Here is a 12,962-nt window from a genome sequence, read left to right on the forward strand (position 1 = left end):
CCGGTGCCGCTGAGCGCGTCAGAATGCGGACCCCACCAGGGGGCACGCGGCACGTCATTGAAGCAGACGACACAGGAGGCCACCATGCCCCGGACGAACAGTGAAAAGTCTCATTCCACCGCCGGCATGTACGTCCACTCGGGGGAGGAGTACACCCGGGACACCACCTACATCGAGGACCGGATCGTGGCGGACCCGGAGCACGCCCACCTCGCTCCCGGGGCCCAAGCCTGGCCCGTGGAGGCGGGCCGGTACCGGCTGATCGCGGCGCGGGCGTGCCCCTGGGCCAACCGCACGCTAATCGTGCGGCGGCTCCTGGGCCTGGAGGACGCGATCTCCGTGGGCATGCCCGGCCCCACCCACGACGCCCGCTCGTGGCGCTTCGACCTGGACCCCGACGGCCGGGACCCGGTGCTGGGGACGGAGCGCCTGCAGGAGAACTACTTCGCCCGGTTCCCGGACTACCCGCGCGGCATCACGGTCCCGGCCATCGTGGACATCCCGTCCGGCGGGGTGGTCACCAACGACTTCGAGCAGATCACGGAGGACTTCAGCACACAGTGGAGGGACCACCAGCGCGAGGGCGCCCCGGAGCTGTGGCCCGAGGACCTCGTGGACGAGATGCGCCCGGTGATGCGCCGGATCTACACGGAGATCAACAACGGCGTGTACCGCTGCGGTTTCGCGGGCTCGCAGGAGGCCTACGACAAGGCCTACGACCGGCTGTGGACCGCCATGGACTGGGTGGAGGACCGGCTGTCGGGCCGCCGCTACCTCATGGGAGACCACATCACGGAGGCGGACGTGCGCCTGTTCACCACCCTGGTGCGCTTCGACCCCGTCTACGTGAGCCACTTCAAGGCCTCCCGGAACAAGCTCACGGAGATGCCGAACCTGTGGGGCTACGCCCGGGACCTGTTCCAGACCCCCGGGTTCGGGGACACGGTGGACTTCCAGCAGATCAAGGAGCACTACTTCGTGGTCCACGAGGACATCAACCCCTCGCAGATCGTCCCGCTGGGCCCCGCACTGGAGAACTGGACCACGCCGCACGGCAGGGAGGCCCTCGGTGGTTCGCCGTTCGCCCCCGGCGCCACCGCTCCGGGCCCGGTGCGCGCCGAGGAGCGGGTCACCGCCGGGCACAATCCCCTGGTCCCGTAGCGGAGCGCCCCGCGCGTCCGGGGAGGGTCTCTTGGTGGAGATCCCACAAAGCGGGGGCGGGGGCATTTGTGCCGGAGCCTCCCGGCGCTTCGTCCGGACCCGGGACTAGGGTTGAGACGACGTGCTCCCGCGGCCCGCCCGTGGGGGAGTAGCCCGTTCCACGATCCGCAGCCCCCCACCTCCCGAGGAGATCCATGGCCCCGTACCGCAACCAGCGCGCCGCAGCACTTCCCGCCCGACTGTCCCGTTCGTGGTTGCTGACCTCAGCGGCCGACACCTCGCTGTTCGCCCCGGCGATGGCGTCGGAGGCGGACTCGGTGATCCTGGACCTCGAGGACGCGGTGCCGGAGGGGGACAAGGACCGGGCGCGTGCGGAGACGATCGCGGCCATGGAGAAGGGCGTGAGCGCCTGGGTGCGCATCAACGACATCTCCACCCCGCACTGGGAGAAGGACCTGGCAGCCCTGAGCGAGGTGCGCAATCTGCGGGGCCTCGTGCTCGCCAAGACGGAGCACCCGGACCACATCACCAAGACGGCCATGATGAGCCGGGCGGGAACGCCGGTGGTCGCCCTCATCGAGTCCGCCGTGGGCCTGATGAACGCGTACGACATCGCCCGCGCGCCGGGTGTCTTCCGCCTGGCCTTCGGCGTGGGGGACTTCCGCAAGGACACGGGAGCCTCGGGGGACCCCATGGCCCTCGCGTTCGCCCGCTCCACCCTGGTCACCGCCTCGCGCGTGGGAGAGCTCCCCGGGCCCATCGACGGCCCCAGCAACGGGGCGTCCGGGGAGGAGCTGGCGGCCGCGTGCAAGGTCACGCAGTCCATGGGGATGACGGGCAAGCTCTGCCTGGACCCGGCGCAGACGGACGGGATCAACCGTGCGCTGGCGCCCAGCGAGCAGGAGATCCACTGGGCGCGGGAGATGATCGAGCGCGCGGACTCCGGTCACGGGGGAGCGGACGGCTCCTACCTGCCGCGCCTGGCCCGCGCCCGCAAGGTCTCGGAGCTCGCGGAGACCTACGGCCTCTGGAACAGCTGAGCCCCACCGGGGGCGGGCCACGGCCGTGACCCCGCTCCCGGGCTCAGGCGGTGCGCACCGGCTGGTGCGGCATCCCTCGGCTCACAGCGGCATGTCCCAGCCGGCCAGTAGCCGCCCCACGGCGGGATCGGCGAGGGAGCCCACCAGGTAGTCGCTCGTGAGCGGCTCGTCGTGGCCGTTCGGAGCCCCGAGCACGCGGAGTCCAGCCTTCCCGGCCGCGGTGGCACCTGCGGGAGAGTCCTCCACCGCGAGCGCGTCCGCGGCGTCCACGCCCAGTCGGCGCACCGCCTCCTCGTAGATGTCCGGGGCGGGCTTGCCGCGGGGGACGTCCTCCGCGCTGACCCAGGTCTGCAGGGTGTCCGCGAGGCCGACGGCCCGCAGCTTGCGGTCCAGGATCCTGCTGGTGGAGTTGCTGGCCACGGCCACGGGAACGTGGCGGGCCACGGCCTTCACGGTCTCCACGGCCCCCGGCAGTGGCTCCAGGACGGAGCCGACCACCTCGGCCTCGGTGTCCACGAGTGCCCGGTACACCTGCTCGACGCCCGGTGCCCGCGTCCCGTCACGCCGGTCCGCGGCGGCGGCCCGCTCGGCGATGAACTCCGCGATGTCGCGCGCGGACAGGCCCATGAGGGAGACCTGGGTGCGCTCGTCCAGCTGCACGCCGAAGTCCGCGGCCACCCGCTTCTGCACGCGCGCCCACGCGCGTTCCGTGTCCATGAGGACCCCGTCGCAGTCGAAGACGACCGCGCGCGGTCGCCAGGGGGAGTCGGGCGTGGGCAGCGTGGGTTCCATGCGCCCAGTCAACCACGCGCGGGCCGTGACCCGGGGCGGGCGGGTGCGGCGTCGTGGGCGGGAGCGGGCGGCGTCGTGGGCGCTGGCTAGAGTGGACGCATGGCTGAGACAGCAGGAACTTCAGGGCAGACGGCGCTGCGGCGCCTGGCCGAGCACCACCGCGTGGCCACCGAGTACGAGGGCTTCGACGGCACCACCGTGACCGTGCCGGAGGCCACCCTGCGCAGCGTTCTCGCGGCGCTGGGTGCGGACGTCGCGGACGACGACGCCGTGGCCCGCTCCCTGCGCGAGCGCGAGCTGGCGCCGTGGCGGCGGCTGCTGCCCCCCGTGGTCGTCGCGGAGGCGGAGCGCGGGGACACCGTGGCCGTCACCCTGGCGGAGGGGGAGTCCGTCCGGGTGAGTCTGTGGCCCGAGGACGAACCGGAGGAGAGCCGCGAGCTGGAGCCCACTTCGGGGACGGGCGCCGAGACGCGGGAGGTGGACGGCGCGAGCGTGAGCCGCGTGCTCTACTCCCTGCCGCGGGACCTCCCCCTGGGGTGGTACCGGCTGGAGGCCGAGACGGGCTCCGGGCGGCGGGAGCGCATCGACGTGGCCGTGACCCCGCGGCGGCTCAGCACCACGGACCGGCTGCGCGGGCGCCGCAGGTGGGGCTACATGGCCCAGCTGTACTCGGTGATGTCCTCGCGCTCGTGGGGCGTGGGCGACCTCTCGGACCTCGCGTCCCTGGCCGCGATCAGCGGCGTGGAGGGCGCCGACTACGTCCTGATCAACCCCCTGCACGCGGCGGAGCCCGAACCGCCCGTGGAGCCCTCCCCGTACCTGCCCTCGAGCCGCCGGTTCTTCAACCCCCTCTACCTGCGCATCGCGGACGTGGCCGAGTTCCCGTACCTGCGCCCCGCGGACCGCGAGGTGGCGGACCGGCTCGCCGCGATCCAGCGCAAGGCCGTGCTGGAGCCCGACTCGATCGACCGCGACTCCGCCTTCGCGGCGAAGCTCAAGACCCTGGAGCTGCTCTACACGGTGCGTCGCTCCCCCTACCGCCAGCAGCAGCTCGAGGCCTTCGTGGCGAGTGCGGGCCAGCCCCTGCAGGACTTCGCCCTGTGGTGCGCACTGCGGGAGGAGCTCGGCGCGGACTCACCGCTGTGGGAGACGGAGGCGAGCTCCCCGGAGTCCCCCTACGCCGAGGAGGCGCGCTCACGGCTGAGCCACCGCGTGAACTTCCACGTGTGGCTGCAGTGGCTGCTGGACGAGCAGCTCGAGGCCGCCCAGCGCGCCGCGCACCGCGCGGGCATGGACATCGGCGTGATGCACGACCTCGCGGTGGGCGTGCAGAAGAACGGCGCCGACGCCTGGGCCCTGCAGGACGTCATGGCGTCCGGCGTGAGCGTGGGTGCCCCCGCCGACATGTACAACCAGCTGGGGCAGGACTGGAGCCAGCCCCCGTGGGACCCGGAGAAGCTCGCCGCCGTCGGGTACCGCCCGTGGCGCGAGATGATGCGCACCATCTTCCGCCACTCCGGGGGTGTGCGGATCGACCACGTGGCCGGCCTGTTCCGGCTGTGGTGGATTCCCGAGGGCAACGATGCCTCGGACGGCACGTACGTCTACTACGACCACGAGGCCATGGTGGGAGTGCTCGCCCTCGAGGCGGAGCTCGCCGGCGTGGTGGTCGTGGGGGAGGACCTCGGCACCGTGGAGGACAGCGTGCGCGAGTACCTCGGCGAGAAGGGGGTGCTCGGCACCTCCATCCTTTGGTTCGAGATGGACGGGGACGAGCCCCTGGACCCCTCCCGCTACCGGGAGCTGTGCATGGCCTCGGTGAACACCCACGACCTCCCGCCCACACCGGGCTACCTGGAAGGGGTGCAGCTGCAGCTGCGGGAGGACCTCGGTCTGCTGGCCCGCTCCCCGGAGGAGGAGCGCGAGGACGCCCGCAAGCAGCTCGAGACGTTCTTCGCGGCGGTCGAGGACGCGGGATACCTGCCGGAGGGCGCGGAGGCGGATGCGCCCACGAAGATCCGCGCGCTTTACCGCTATTTGTGCGACGCGCCCTCGCTGCTGCTCAACGTGGCGCTGGTGGACGCCGTGGGGGAGAAGCGGATCCAGAACCAGCCCGGCACCAGCGACGAGTACCCCAACTGGCGGGTCCCCCTCGCGGACTCCGAGGGGCGGCCCGTGATGCTCGAGTCGCTGGCCCGCTCGGAGCGGGTGAACGCGCTGGTGGACGTGGTCAACGAGGCGCTGGGGACGAGCCGGCGCGCCCTCACCACGCGGGCCCCGAAGCAGCCGGAGCGCCGGGACGCCGCGGACCCCTTCCGCGGCGCCTCCTGAGCGCTGCCGGACGGGGGTTGCCCTCCCGAGGGAATTAGGTAAGACTGTCCTTACCTAATCTCCTGGGTGAGGAGATGGGACCGAGGAAGAACGCATCGGGGTGGTGTGCCGGGTCATGGACGGCGCGCCACCCCGCTGCTCATTCCGCTCCCCCTCGGTGCCGCACGGCCACCGCGCCGGATTGGCGCCGTGCGGGTCACCGGCTAGGATCGGGGGGTGCTCGATCGCACCGTTTCCGACTGCGTATTTGCGAGCGAGTCCGCAGGAGCCTAGAATCTAAGGCTGTCGTGTGGTGGAGTCCATCTACCGGCGCCTTGAACTTCACCGTCTTCGTCGTAGCGAGTGCCCTCACCGGTACTGCCGCGGGTCGATAACCATCACGCCCGGCGTGCGAACGGTGGCATTTTCTCGAGGTGGCGGATCGCTCTTGGCTGCGGCTGCCGGCGGAATGCCGCCCGGCGGCCACCATGCGCGCCGTCATTTCGTCGACATTGGACATTGGAGGAGAACACTATGGCAGCGCACTGCCAGGTGACCGGGGCCCAGCCGGGCTTTGGCCACAGCATCTCGCACTCACACCGCCGCACGAAGCGCCGGTGGAACCCGAACATCCAGAAGAAGCGCTACTGGGTGCCCTCGTTGCGTCGCAACGTGACGCTCAACCTGAGCGCCAAGGGCATCAAGGTCATCGACGCCCGCGGCATCGATGCCGTGGTCAACGAGCTCATCGCACGTGGGGAGAAGATCTGAGATGGCCAAGGACAAGGACGTACGTCCCATCATCAAGCTCAAGTCCACGGCCGGCACCGGGTTCACCTACGTGACCCGCAAGAACCGCCGTAACAACCCCGACCGCCTCGTCATGAAGAAGTACGACCCGGTGGTTCGCAAGCACGTCGATTTCCGCGAGGAGCGCTGAATCCATGGCCAAGAAGTCCAAGATCGCCAAGAACGAGCAGCGCAAGGTCATCGTCGAGCGCTACGCCGCCAAGCGTGCCGAGCTGAAGAAGACCCTCGTGGACGAGAACGCGTCCCCCGAGGCCCGCGAGGAGGCCCGCCTGGGTCTGCAGAAGCTGCCCCGCGACGCCTCCCCGGTGCGCGTGCGCAACCGCGACCAGATCGACGGTCGTCCCCGCGGCACCTTCCAGCGCTTCGGGATCTCCCGCGTGCGCTTCCGCGACATGGCTCACCGCGGCGAATTGCCCGGCATCTACAAGTCCAGCTGGTAATTTCTGGACCGGAAGGGCCCTGACCCCCGGTCGTCCCTTCCCCAGAGAGTGCCCATCGAGTCCAGGAGGACAAGCACATGGCTATGAACCGCAGCGAACTCGTCGCCGCAGTCGCCGAGAAGTCCGGCAACACCCAGGCTGCCGTCAACGGCATGCTGGATTCCCTCTTCGAGGTCTTCGAGAGCTCCGTCTCCAAGGGTGAGAAGATCACCGTTCCGGGCTGGCTGTCCGTGGAGCGCACCGACCGTGCCGCTCGTCAGGGCCGCAACCCCCAGACCGGCGAGGCCATCCAGATCCCGGCCGGCCACGGTGTCAAGCTCACCGCGGGCTCCAAGCTCAAGGCTGCTGTCTCCTCCAAGTGAGGCAGGCGCGCGGGCGCTTCCTGCCCGCGCAGCACCCGAGGGACCGTTCACGCACGGCGTGAACGGTCCCTTCGTGCGTTCCGGGGTCCCGGCTCCGCTCGGGGTGGGGTGGACCGTCTCTGCACGGCGCGCGCGGGGCCCCGGCGGAGCTCGAACTCGCGCGCGCCGTGGCGCATAATGAGGGTGTCCTGTTCCCGCCGCTCTCGTCCCGGAGGTGTTCGGTGTCCCCTCGCGCCCACCGGCTTGCCCGGGGCTGGGTGGTCGCCCTCGTGGCCACCACCCTCGCGGCCGGTTCGCACGCCGCTGTGGACGGGAACTGGCCCTCGCTCCTGATCATCGCGCTGAGCACCTGCCTGGCCGCTCCCGTGTGCATGCTCCTGGGTGGGCGAGCCCTCTCCCGCTGGAGCATGGCCGCCGCCGTGGGGCTGTCCCAGGCGCTGCTGCACATCCTCTTCGCGAACTCCGCGGGCGGGATGCAGCTGGTGGACCACACGCACCACCACGTTGCCGCCGCGGGTGACGGACCGGCCGTGGTGATCTCCGGTCTTCCCGACGTGGCGCACCACGGGGCGGGCATGCTCGCGGCACACGCGGTCGCCGCGCTGGCCACCTACGCCCTGCTGCGCCGTGGGGAGGTCACACTGTTCCGGCTCGTGGCCGCACTGTCCCTGCGGGTGCTGCGCATCCTCCGCGTCGTCGTGCGTCCCGTGCTCGTCGCCGTGCCGCGCCGGGTCTCGTGGAGCTCGCCGCGGGCGCTTGTCGACCAGCTGCTGCTCTCCTGCGTCTGCGGCTACCGCGGTCCTCCCGCGCTCGGCTAGGCATCGCCCCAGGACACCTCGTGGAGCGATGCCGTGCCCCGCAGCCATCGCATCCACCTAGCCGCCCCGTGCGGCCAGCACGCGCCCACCGGCGCAGGAGAACATCCTCATGACCTCTCAGCACTTCCCGCTCCACCTGACCACCTCCCACCACGACGCCGGCGCGGCGCCGCTGTCCCGTCGCTCGCCGGTGTGGGCGACGGCACTGATCGCCGCGCTGCTGGCCCTGGCGGCCGTGCTCGTCACGGCAGGCCCGGCCAGTGCGCACGACGAGCTGCTGCGCACCAACCCCGAGTCCGGTGCCACCCTGGAGAAGGCGCCCACCACGCTGGACCTCACCTTCTCCGGGAACATCCAGGACATCGGCAGCGAGGTCCGGGTCACGGACTCCCACGGCACGGACATGACCCGCGGCACCCTGGCGGTGCAGGGCACCAAGGTGTCCCAGCCCCTGCGCGAGGGCGGCGATACGGACGAGACCTACACCGTGACGTGGCGCGTGGTGTCCCAGGACGGCCACCCCATCGAGGGGACCTTCACCTACTCGGTGGGTGACGGTGCCGGGACCACGGCCTCTCCCGCCCCCGTGGCCGGCAGCGACCGCACCGACGCCGCCACACCGGGCGCGTCCGAGGACGTGAACGGCTCCGGCGTCCCCGGCTGGGTGCTCCCGGTCCTGGGCGGTGTCCTGGCCCTCGTCGTGCTCGTCGTGGTGCTGGCCGTGGCCACGCGGCCCCGCCAGCGCTGACCCGCACCGCCGCGGGGCTGGGTGCAGCCATCCGCCCCGCCGCGGTCACTGCTTCCTCCACGGTCGACGTCGCCTGAGCGGCACGCCCGCCACACGCGCTCTCCCGGCGTGGTTCCGGCGAATCGCATGCCCACCGGATCGCAGTCCCGGAGGGGGCGCCACCGGACGGCGGCCTCACGCTCTCTGGGCGTCGACCCCACCACAGCTTTCGAAGGACTCGCACCATGAACACCATGAACACCACCGCCTCGACCATCCCGGCACACCGCTCAGCGGCACCGCGAGCTGCGGGCTCCGCGCGGCCCGCCCGCCGGGCCCTGGCCGCCGCGGCGGCACTGGGCCTCGGGCTCGCCGCGCTGACGGGCTGCTCCACGCAGAGCGGGGACCAGGCGGCGTCGTCCGCGGGGGAAAGCTCCGCCACGGCAACCGCCACCGGACCCCTGGAGCTGAAGGACGGCTGGGCCAAGGCGGCGGACTCGGACATGACCGCCGTGTTCGGCACGCTCACCAACACCTCGGACAAGGACGTGACGCTCACCGGTGCCGCCGCCGAGGGCACGGCCGAGACGGTGCAGCTGCACGAGACCGCCAAGGACTCCGGGACCGGCGCCATGCAGATGAAGGAGAAGGACGGCGGGTTCACGATCGCCGCGGGCCAGAGCGTCACGCTGGAGCCGGGCGGGAACCACATCATGCTCATGGGCCTCACGTGCTCCCTGCAGCCCGGCAGCGACCTGGGCCTGCAGCTGCGCACGGACGCTGGCACCCAGGACGTCACCGTGCCCGTGCGGGACTACTCGGGGGCCAAGGAGAGCTACGCGCCGGGTGAGGACGCGAGCAGCTCCGCCGGGGACCACGACGAGCACGCCTCCCACGAGGGGATGGACATGTCCTCCCCCGGTGCGGACGAGCAGACCGGGGCCTCGCCCTCGTCCTCCGCGCTGCCAGAGTGCCATGGCCACTGAGAACCGAGCTACCCGTTCGGGCTGGAGCCGGCGGTCGCTGCTCACGGGAGCGGTCGCCGGCGCCGGCGCCACGGGGATCGGCGCGGCCTCCGCGGCGGCCCTGGGCGCCACCGTTCCACAGCTCGGGGCGGCGGGCGGGCAGCCGCGCCCCGGGCTGCGCACCGAGCCGTTCCACGGTGCCCGGCAGGCGGGCGTGACCACCCTTCCGCAGGCGTTCTGCGCGTTCGTGGGCCTGGACCTGGACTCCGGTGCCACCCGGGACGCGCTGCGCCGGCTGCTGCGCGTTCTGACGGACGACGCCGCCGCACTCACCCGCGGGGAGGCGCCCGTCAACGACCAGGAGCCGTGGCTCGCGCAGAACCCGTCCCGGCTCACCGTCACGGTGGGCTTCGGCCCGCGCGCCGTGGCCCTGGCCGACGCCGCCCGCGCACCGCGGTGGCTGCGGCCACTGCCTGCGTTCTCGGTGGACCGGCTCCAGCGGCAGTGGAGCCACGGGGACCTGCTCCTGCAGCTGTGCTGCGACGACAGGCTCACCCTGGCGCACGCCCAGCGGGTGCTGCTCAAGGACGTGCGCTCGTTCGCCACCGTGCGCTGGGTCCAGGAGGGGTTCCGCAACACGGTGGGGGCCACCGAGGACGGGCAGACCATGCGCAACCTCTTCGGCCAGGTGGATGGCACCGCCAACCCGTACCCGGGCGAGTCCGAGCACGAGAAGGTGGTGTACGGACAGGGCGGTTTCACGCCGTGGATCGAGAACGGCACCTCCCTGGTGATCCGGCGCATCCACATGAACCTGGACACCTGGGACGAGGCGGACACCCCGGCACGGGAGGACGCGGTGGGGCGCCGGCTCTCGGACGGCGCACCGCTCACGGGCAGCCAGGAGCACGACGAGCCGGACTTCGCGGCCACGGGCCCCCTGGGGTTCCCCGTGATCTCCTCCTACAGCCACGTGCGCCGCTCGCGCAGCGACAACCCGGACGAGAAGATCTTCCGCAGGGTCTACAACTATGATCTGGCGGTGAGCGGTGCGTCCGGGCGCAGCCGGTCCGGGGACGTTGCCGGAGGGGTCTCGAACACCGGGCTGATCTTCGCCTCCTACCAGGCGGACCCCGAGAAGCAGTTCGTGCCCATCCAGCGGAGACTGGACGAGCTGGACATGCTGAACACCTGGACGGTTCCCATCGGCTCCGCGGTGTTCGCGATCCCACCCGGGTGCGAGCCCGGAGGGTTCATCGGGGACGCACTGCTCGGGTGAGCCCCGCACCCACCACACGCCACCCGTCCGATGCCCCGCACCGGTGTCCGGGAGACAACCACCAACGGGCCGGAGGAATGCCACGATGAGTACCACCGCACGGACCAGGAACCCGCGCCCGAAGGGGGAGCGCCCCGCGCCCGTCCCCGGTGGGGCGGGCTCCCCGCAGGGCGCGGGCGTGAGCGTGAGCCCGTGGAGCATCGCCGTGGTCCTGGTGGCCGCGATGGTCGGGATGAGCGTCGCGCTGGTCGTCGGGGGAGCCGCCGCCCCCCGCCAGGTCGCGGACCCGGGAGCCCTCGTCCGGTGGGGCCTGCCCGCGGTGGAGACCGTGCAGAACATCGCCATGGCAGTGGTGATGGGCGGGCTCCTGCTGGCCGTGGGCGTGGTGCCCCGTTTCGCGGACTCCTCCCGCACGCGCCCGCCGCGCAACAGCAGGGACCAGGCGGGGGAGCCGGAGCACCCGGTCTTCCGGGCCGTGCTGCAGCTCGTGGAGGCCGCCTCCGTGGTGTGGACGGTGGCCGCGGTGGCGGTGCTGGTGTTCACCTACTCGGACGTGTCCGGCACGGGGATCGGTGGGGGCGCGAGCTACACCCAGGAGCTGCTGCACTACGTCACGGGGATCGGCACAGGGCAGTCCCAGGCGGTCATCGTGATGGTGGCCGCCGCGGTGACCACCCTGGTCTTCGGGGTGCGTGCCCTTCTCGGGCTGCTATGCACCCTGGCGCTGTCCTTCGTGGCGCTCGTGGCGCTCGCCCTCAGCGGCCACGCGGCCGGGGGCGCGGACCACATGGGCGCGGTGAACTCCCTGGGCCTGCACCTGCTGGGTGTGTGCCTGTGGGTGGGCGGGATCCTCGTGCTGGTGTGGGTGGGCCCGCTGCTCTCGCGGGAGTCCACGGTGGTCAGCCGCCGCGGCGCCACCACTCACACGGAGCCCCTGCTCGCGGTGGTCCTGCGCCGCTACTCCGTGGTGGCCCTGGGCTGCTACGCGCTGGTGCTGCTGTCCGGGATCATCAACGCGGCCGTGCGCATCGGCTCCTCGGAGCAGCTGATGTCCTCCTACGGGCTGCTGGCCCTGAGCAAACTGGTGCTCACGCTCCTGCTGGCGCTGGCGGGCTTCGCGCACCGGCAGTGGCTGATCCCCGGTGTGGCGGACGGCTCCCGCTCGCGCACCGCCACCCTGTGGCGCGTGATCGTGGTGGAGGTGGCGGTCATGGGGCTGCTCATGGGCATCGCCACCGCGCTGAGCCGCACCGCGCCCCCGGTGCCGGAGAACCTCGCGCCGGACGCCTCCCCCGCACGGATCCTCACGTGGTACGAGCTGCCCCCGGAGCCCTCCCTGGCGAACTGGTTCCTGCTGTGGCGGTGGGACTGGTTCTGGGTGGCCGTGGTGGTCTTCCTGGCCGTGGTGTACCTGTGGGCCGCCGTGAAGGTGTGGCGGCGCGGGGACACGTGGTCCCCCCTGCGCACCGTCTCCTGGCTGGTGGGCCTCCTGGCGCTGCTCTACGCCACGTGCGGCGGGGTGGCCATCTACGCCCGGGTGCTGTTCTCCGCGCACATGGTGGAGCACATGAGCCTCACCATGATCGTGCCCCTGTTCCTGGTCTCCGGTGCTCCCGTGACCGTGGTCCTCAAGGCCCTGGAACCCCGCCGGGACGGCACCCGTGGTCCGCGCGAGTGGATCCTGCGCCTCGTGCACTCCACGTGGGGCAGAGTGGTGACCAACCCGGTCTTCGCGGCGGCCAACTTCGCGTTCTCGATCGTGCTCTTCTACTTCACGGACCTCTTCCGGGTGACCCTGCGCTACCACGTGGGGCACGAGTTCATGATGCTGCACTTCCTGTTCACCGGGTACATGTTCGCCCTGGTGCTGATCGGCATCGACCCCATTCCGCGCCGGCCCACCTATCCCATGCGCCTGGTGCTCCTGCTGGCCACCATGGCCGCGCACGCGTTCATCGGCATCAGCATCATGAGCCTCACCACCGTGCTGCAGGCCTCGTGGTTCGGCAACATGGGCCGACCGTGGGGTGCCGACGCGCTGGAGGACCAGCACCTGGGCGGCATGCTCATGTGGGGCATCGGGGAGTTCCCCACGTTCCTGCTCGCGATCATCATGGCCGTGCTGTGGGCCATGGAGGGCACCAAGGAGAACCGACGTGTGGACCGGCAGGCGGACCGCACGGGTGACGCCGAGCTGCGAGCGTACAACGAGATGATGGCGCAGCTCGCGGAACGGGACGAGACCCGGCGCTGATACC

13 protein-coding genes are annotated in these 12,962 nt (G+C 71.6%); 12 read left to right on the plus strand and 1 reads right to left on the minus strand.

What is annotated here, in order from left to right; translation table 11 throughout:
• Nucleotides 1-84 precede the first annotated feature (84 nt).
• Together Q4A22_RS01460 and Q4A22_RS01465 are read left to right on the plus strand one after the other, a co-directional pair.
• The gene (locus tag Q4A22_RS01460; RefSeq protein ID WP_303176746.1) at nucleotides 85-1,161 is read left to right on the plus strand and encodes a glutathione S-transferase family protein; all 1,077 of its coding nucleotides are present in this window, start codon (nucleotides 85-87) and stop codon (nucleotides 1,159-1,161) included.
• A gap of 194 nt (nucleotides 1,162-1,355) precedes the next feature.
• Nucleotides 1,356-2,201 carry a CoA ester lyase gene (locus tag Q4A22_RS01465; protein ID WP_303176747.1) on the plus strand — a complete coding sequence of 282 codons (846 nt, stop codon included), beginning with the start codon at nucleotides 1,356-1,358 and terminating at the stop codon, nucleotides 2,199-2,201.
• 81 nt (nucleotides 2,202-2,282) lie between these two features.
• Here Q4A22_RS01465 and Q4A22_RS01470 read toward each other — a convergent pair whose 3' ends face one another.
• A complete protein-coding gene (locus Q4A22_RS01470; protein WP_303176748.1) occupies nucleotides 2,283-2,993 on the minus strand; it encodes an HAD family phosphatase in 711 nt (236 codons plus the stop codon).
• Between the two features lie 99 nt (nucleotides 2,994-3,092).
• On the opposite strand from Q4A22_RS01470, the gene malQ reads away from it, so the two are divergent.
• The 10 genes from malQ (at nucleotide 3,093) to Q4A22_RS01520 (ending at nucleotide 12,958) form a co-directional block, all read left to right on the plus strand.
• Entirely contained in the window at nucleotides 3,093-5,324 is a 2,232-nt protein-coding gene (malQ, locus tag Q4A22_RS01475; RefSeq protein ID WP_303176749.1) for a 4-alpha-glucanotransferase, read from the plus strand.
• Between the two features lie 513 nt (nucleotides 5,325-5,837).
• Nucleotides 5,838-6,074, plus strand: coding sequence for a 50S ribosomal protein L28 (gene rpmB, locus Q4A22_RS01480; protein WP_012397434.1), 237 nt, complete (start codon nucleotides 5,838-5,840; stop codon nucleotides 6,072-6,074).
• A 1-nt stretch (nucleotide 6,075) separates the two neighbouring features.
• A complete protein-coding gene (gene rpmG, locus Q4A22_RS01485) occupies nucleotides 6,076-6,243 on the plus strand; it encodes a 50S ribosomal protein L33 (protein WP_012397435.1) in 168 nt (55 codons plus the stop codon).
• 4 nt (nucleotides 6,244-6,247) lie between these two features.
• A complete protein-coding gene (gene rpsN, locus Q4A22_RS01490; RefSeq protein ID WP_303176750.1) occupies nucleotides 6,248-6,553 on the plus strand; it encodes a 30S ribosomal protein S14 in 306 nt (101 codons plus the stop codon).
• Between the two features lie 77 nt (nucleotides 6,554-6,630).
• Nucleotides 6,631-6,915, plus strand: coding sequence for an HU family DNA-binding protein (locus tag Q4A22_RS01495; protein WP_303176751.1), 285 nt, complete (start codon nucleotides 6,631-6,633; stop codon nucleotides 6,913-6,915).
• Nucleotides 6,916-7,136: 221 nt separating this feature from the next.
• Nucleotides 7,137-7,733 carry a hypothetical protein gene (locus Q4A22_RS01500; RefSeq protein ID WP_303176752.1) on the plus strand — a complete coding sequence of 199 codons (597 nt, stop codon included), beginning with the start codon at nucleotides 7,137-7,139 and terminating at the stop codon, nucleotides 7,731-7,733.
• A gap of 109 nt (nucleotides 7,734-7,842) precedes the next feature.
• Nucleotides 7,843-8,481, plus strand: coding sequence for a copper resistance CopC family protein (locus tag Q4A22_RS01505; protein ID WP_303176753.1), 639 nt, complete (start codon nucleotides 7,843-7,845; stop codon nucleotides 8,479-8,481).
• Between the two features lie 224 nt (nucleotides 8,482-8,705).
• On the plus strand, nucleotides 8,706-9,446 hold the full coding sequence (locus Q4A22_RS01510; RefSeq protein ID WP_303176754.1) for a copper chaperone PCu(A)C: 741 nt from the start codon (nucleotides 8,706-8,708) through the stop codon (nucleotides 9,444-9,446).
• Nucleotides 9,436-10,704, plus strand: coding sequence for a Dyp-type peroxidase (locus tag Q4A22_RS01515; RefSeq protein WP_303176755.1), 1,269 nt, complete (start codon nucleotides 9,436-9,438; stop codon nucleotides 10,702-10,704). Before Q4A22_RS01510 ends, Q4A22_RS01515 begins: the two co-directional genes overlap by 11 nt.
• A gap of 85 nt (nucleotides 10,705-10,789) precedes the next feature.
• Nucleotides 10,790-12,958 carry a cytochrome c oxidase assembly protein gene (locus Q4A22_RS01520; protein WP_303176756.1) on the plus strand — a complete coding sequence of 723 codons (2,169 nt, stop codon included), beginning with the start codon at nucleotides 10,790-10,792 and terminating at the stop codon, nucleotides 12,956-12,958.
• Nucleotides 12,959-12,962 lie beyond the last annotated feature (4 nt).

The organism is Kocuria sp., from assembly GCF_030530945.1.
In the GTDB taxonomy this organism is placed as follows: Bacteria; Actinomycetota; Actinomycetes; order Actinomycetales; family Micrococcaceae; genus Kocuria.

Excerpts from the sequence above, each read along its gene's own strand:
- Q4A22_RS01460 (WP_303176746.1), top strand. The coding sequence starts at position 85 with ATGCCCCGGACGAACAGTGAAAAGTCTCATTCCACCGCCGGCATGTAC.
- Q4A22_RS01465 (WP_303176747.1), top strand. The coding sequence starts at position 1,356 with ATGGCCCCGTACCGCAACCAGCGCGCCGCAGCACTTCCCGCCCGACTG.
- Q4A22_RS01470 (WP_303176748.1), bottom strand. The coding sequence starts at position 2,993 with ATGGAACCCACGCTGCCCACGCCCGACTCCCCCTGGCGACCGCGCGCG.
- malQ (WP_303176749.1), top strand. The coding sequence starts at position 3,093 with ATGGCTGAGACAGCAGGAACTTCAGGGCAGACGGCGCTGCGGCGCCTG.
- rpmB (WP_012397434.1), top strand. The coding sequence starts at position 5,838 with ATGGCAGCGCACTGCCAGGTGACCGGGGCCCAGCCGGGCTTTGGCCAC.
- rpmG (WP_012397435.1), top strand. The coding sequence starts at position 6,076 with ATGGCCAAGGACAAGGACGTACGTCCCATCATCAAGCTCAAGTCCACG.
- rpsN (WP_303176750.1), top strand. The coding sequence starts at position 6,248 with ATGGCCAAGAAGTCCAAGATCGCCAAGAACGAGCAGCGCAAGGTCATC.
- Q4A22_RS01495 (WP_303176751.1), top strand. The coding sequence starts at position 6,631 with ATGGCTATGAACCGCAGCGAACTCGTCGCCGCAGTCGCCGAGAAGTCC.
- Q4A22_RS01505 (WP_303176753.1), top strand. The coding sequence starts at position 7,843 with ATGACCTCTCAGCACTTCCCGCTCCACCTGACCACCTCCCACCACGAC.
- Q4A22_RS01510 (WP_303176754.1), top strand. The coding sequence starts at position 8,706 with ATGAACACCATGAACACCACCGCCTCGACCATCCCGGCACACCGCTCA.
- Q4A22_RS01515 (WP_303176755.1), top strand. The coding sequence starts at position 9,436 with ATGGCCACTGAGAACCGAGCTACCCGTTCGGGCTGGAGCCGGCGGTCG.
- Q4A22_RS01520 (WP_303176756.1), top strand. The coding sequence starts at position 10,790 with ATGAGTACCACCGCACGGACCAGGAACCCGCGCCCGAAGGGGGAGCGC.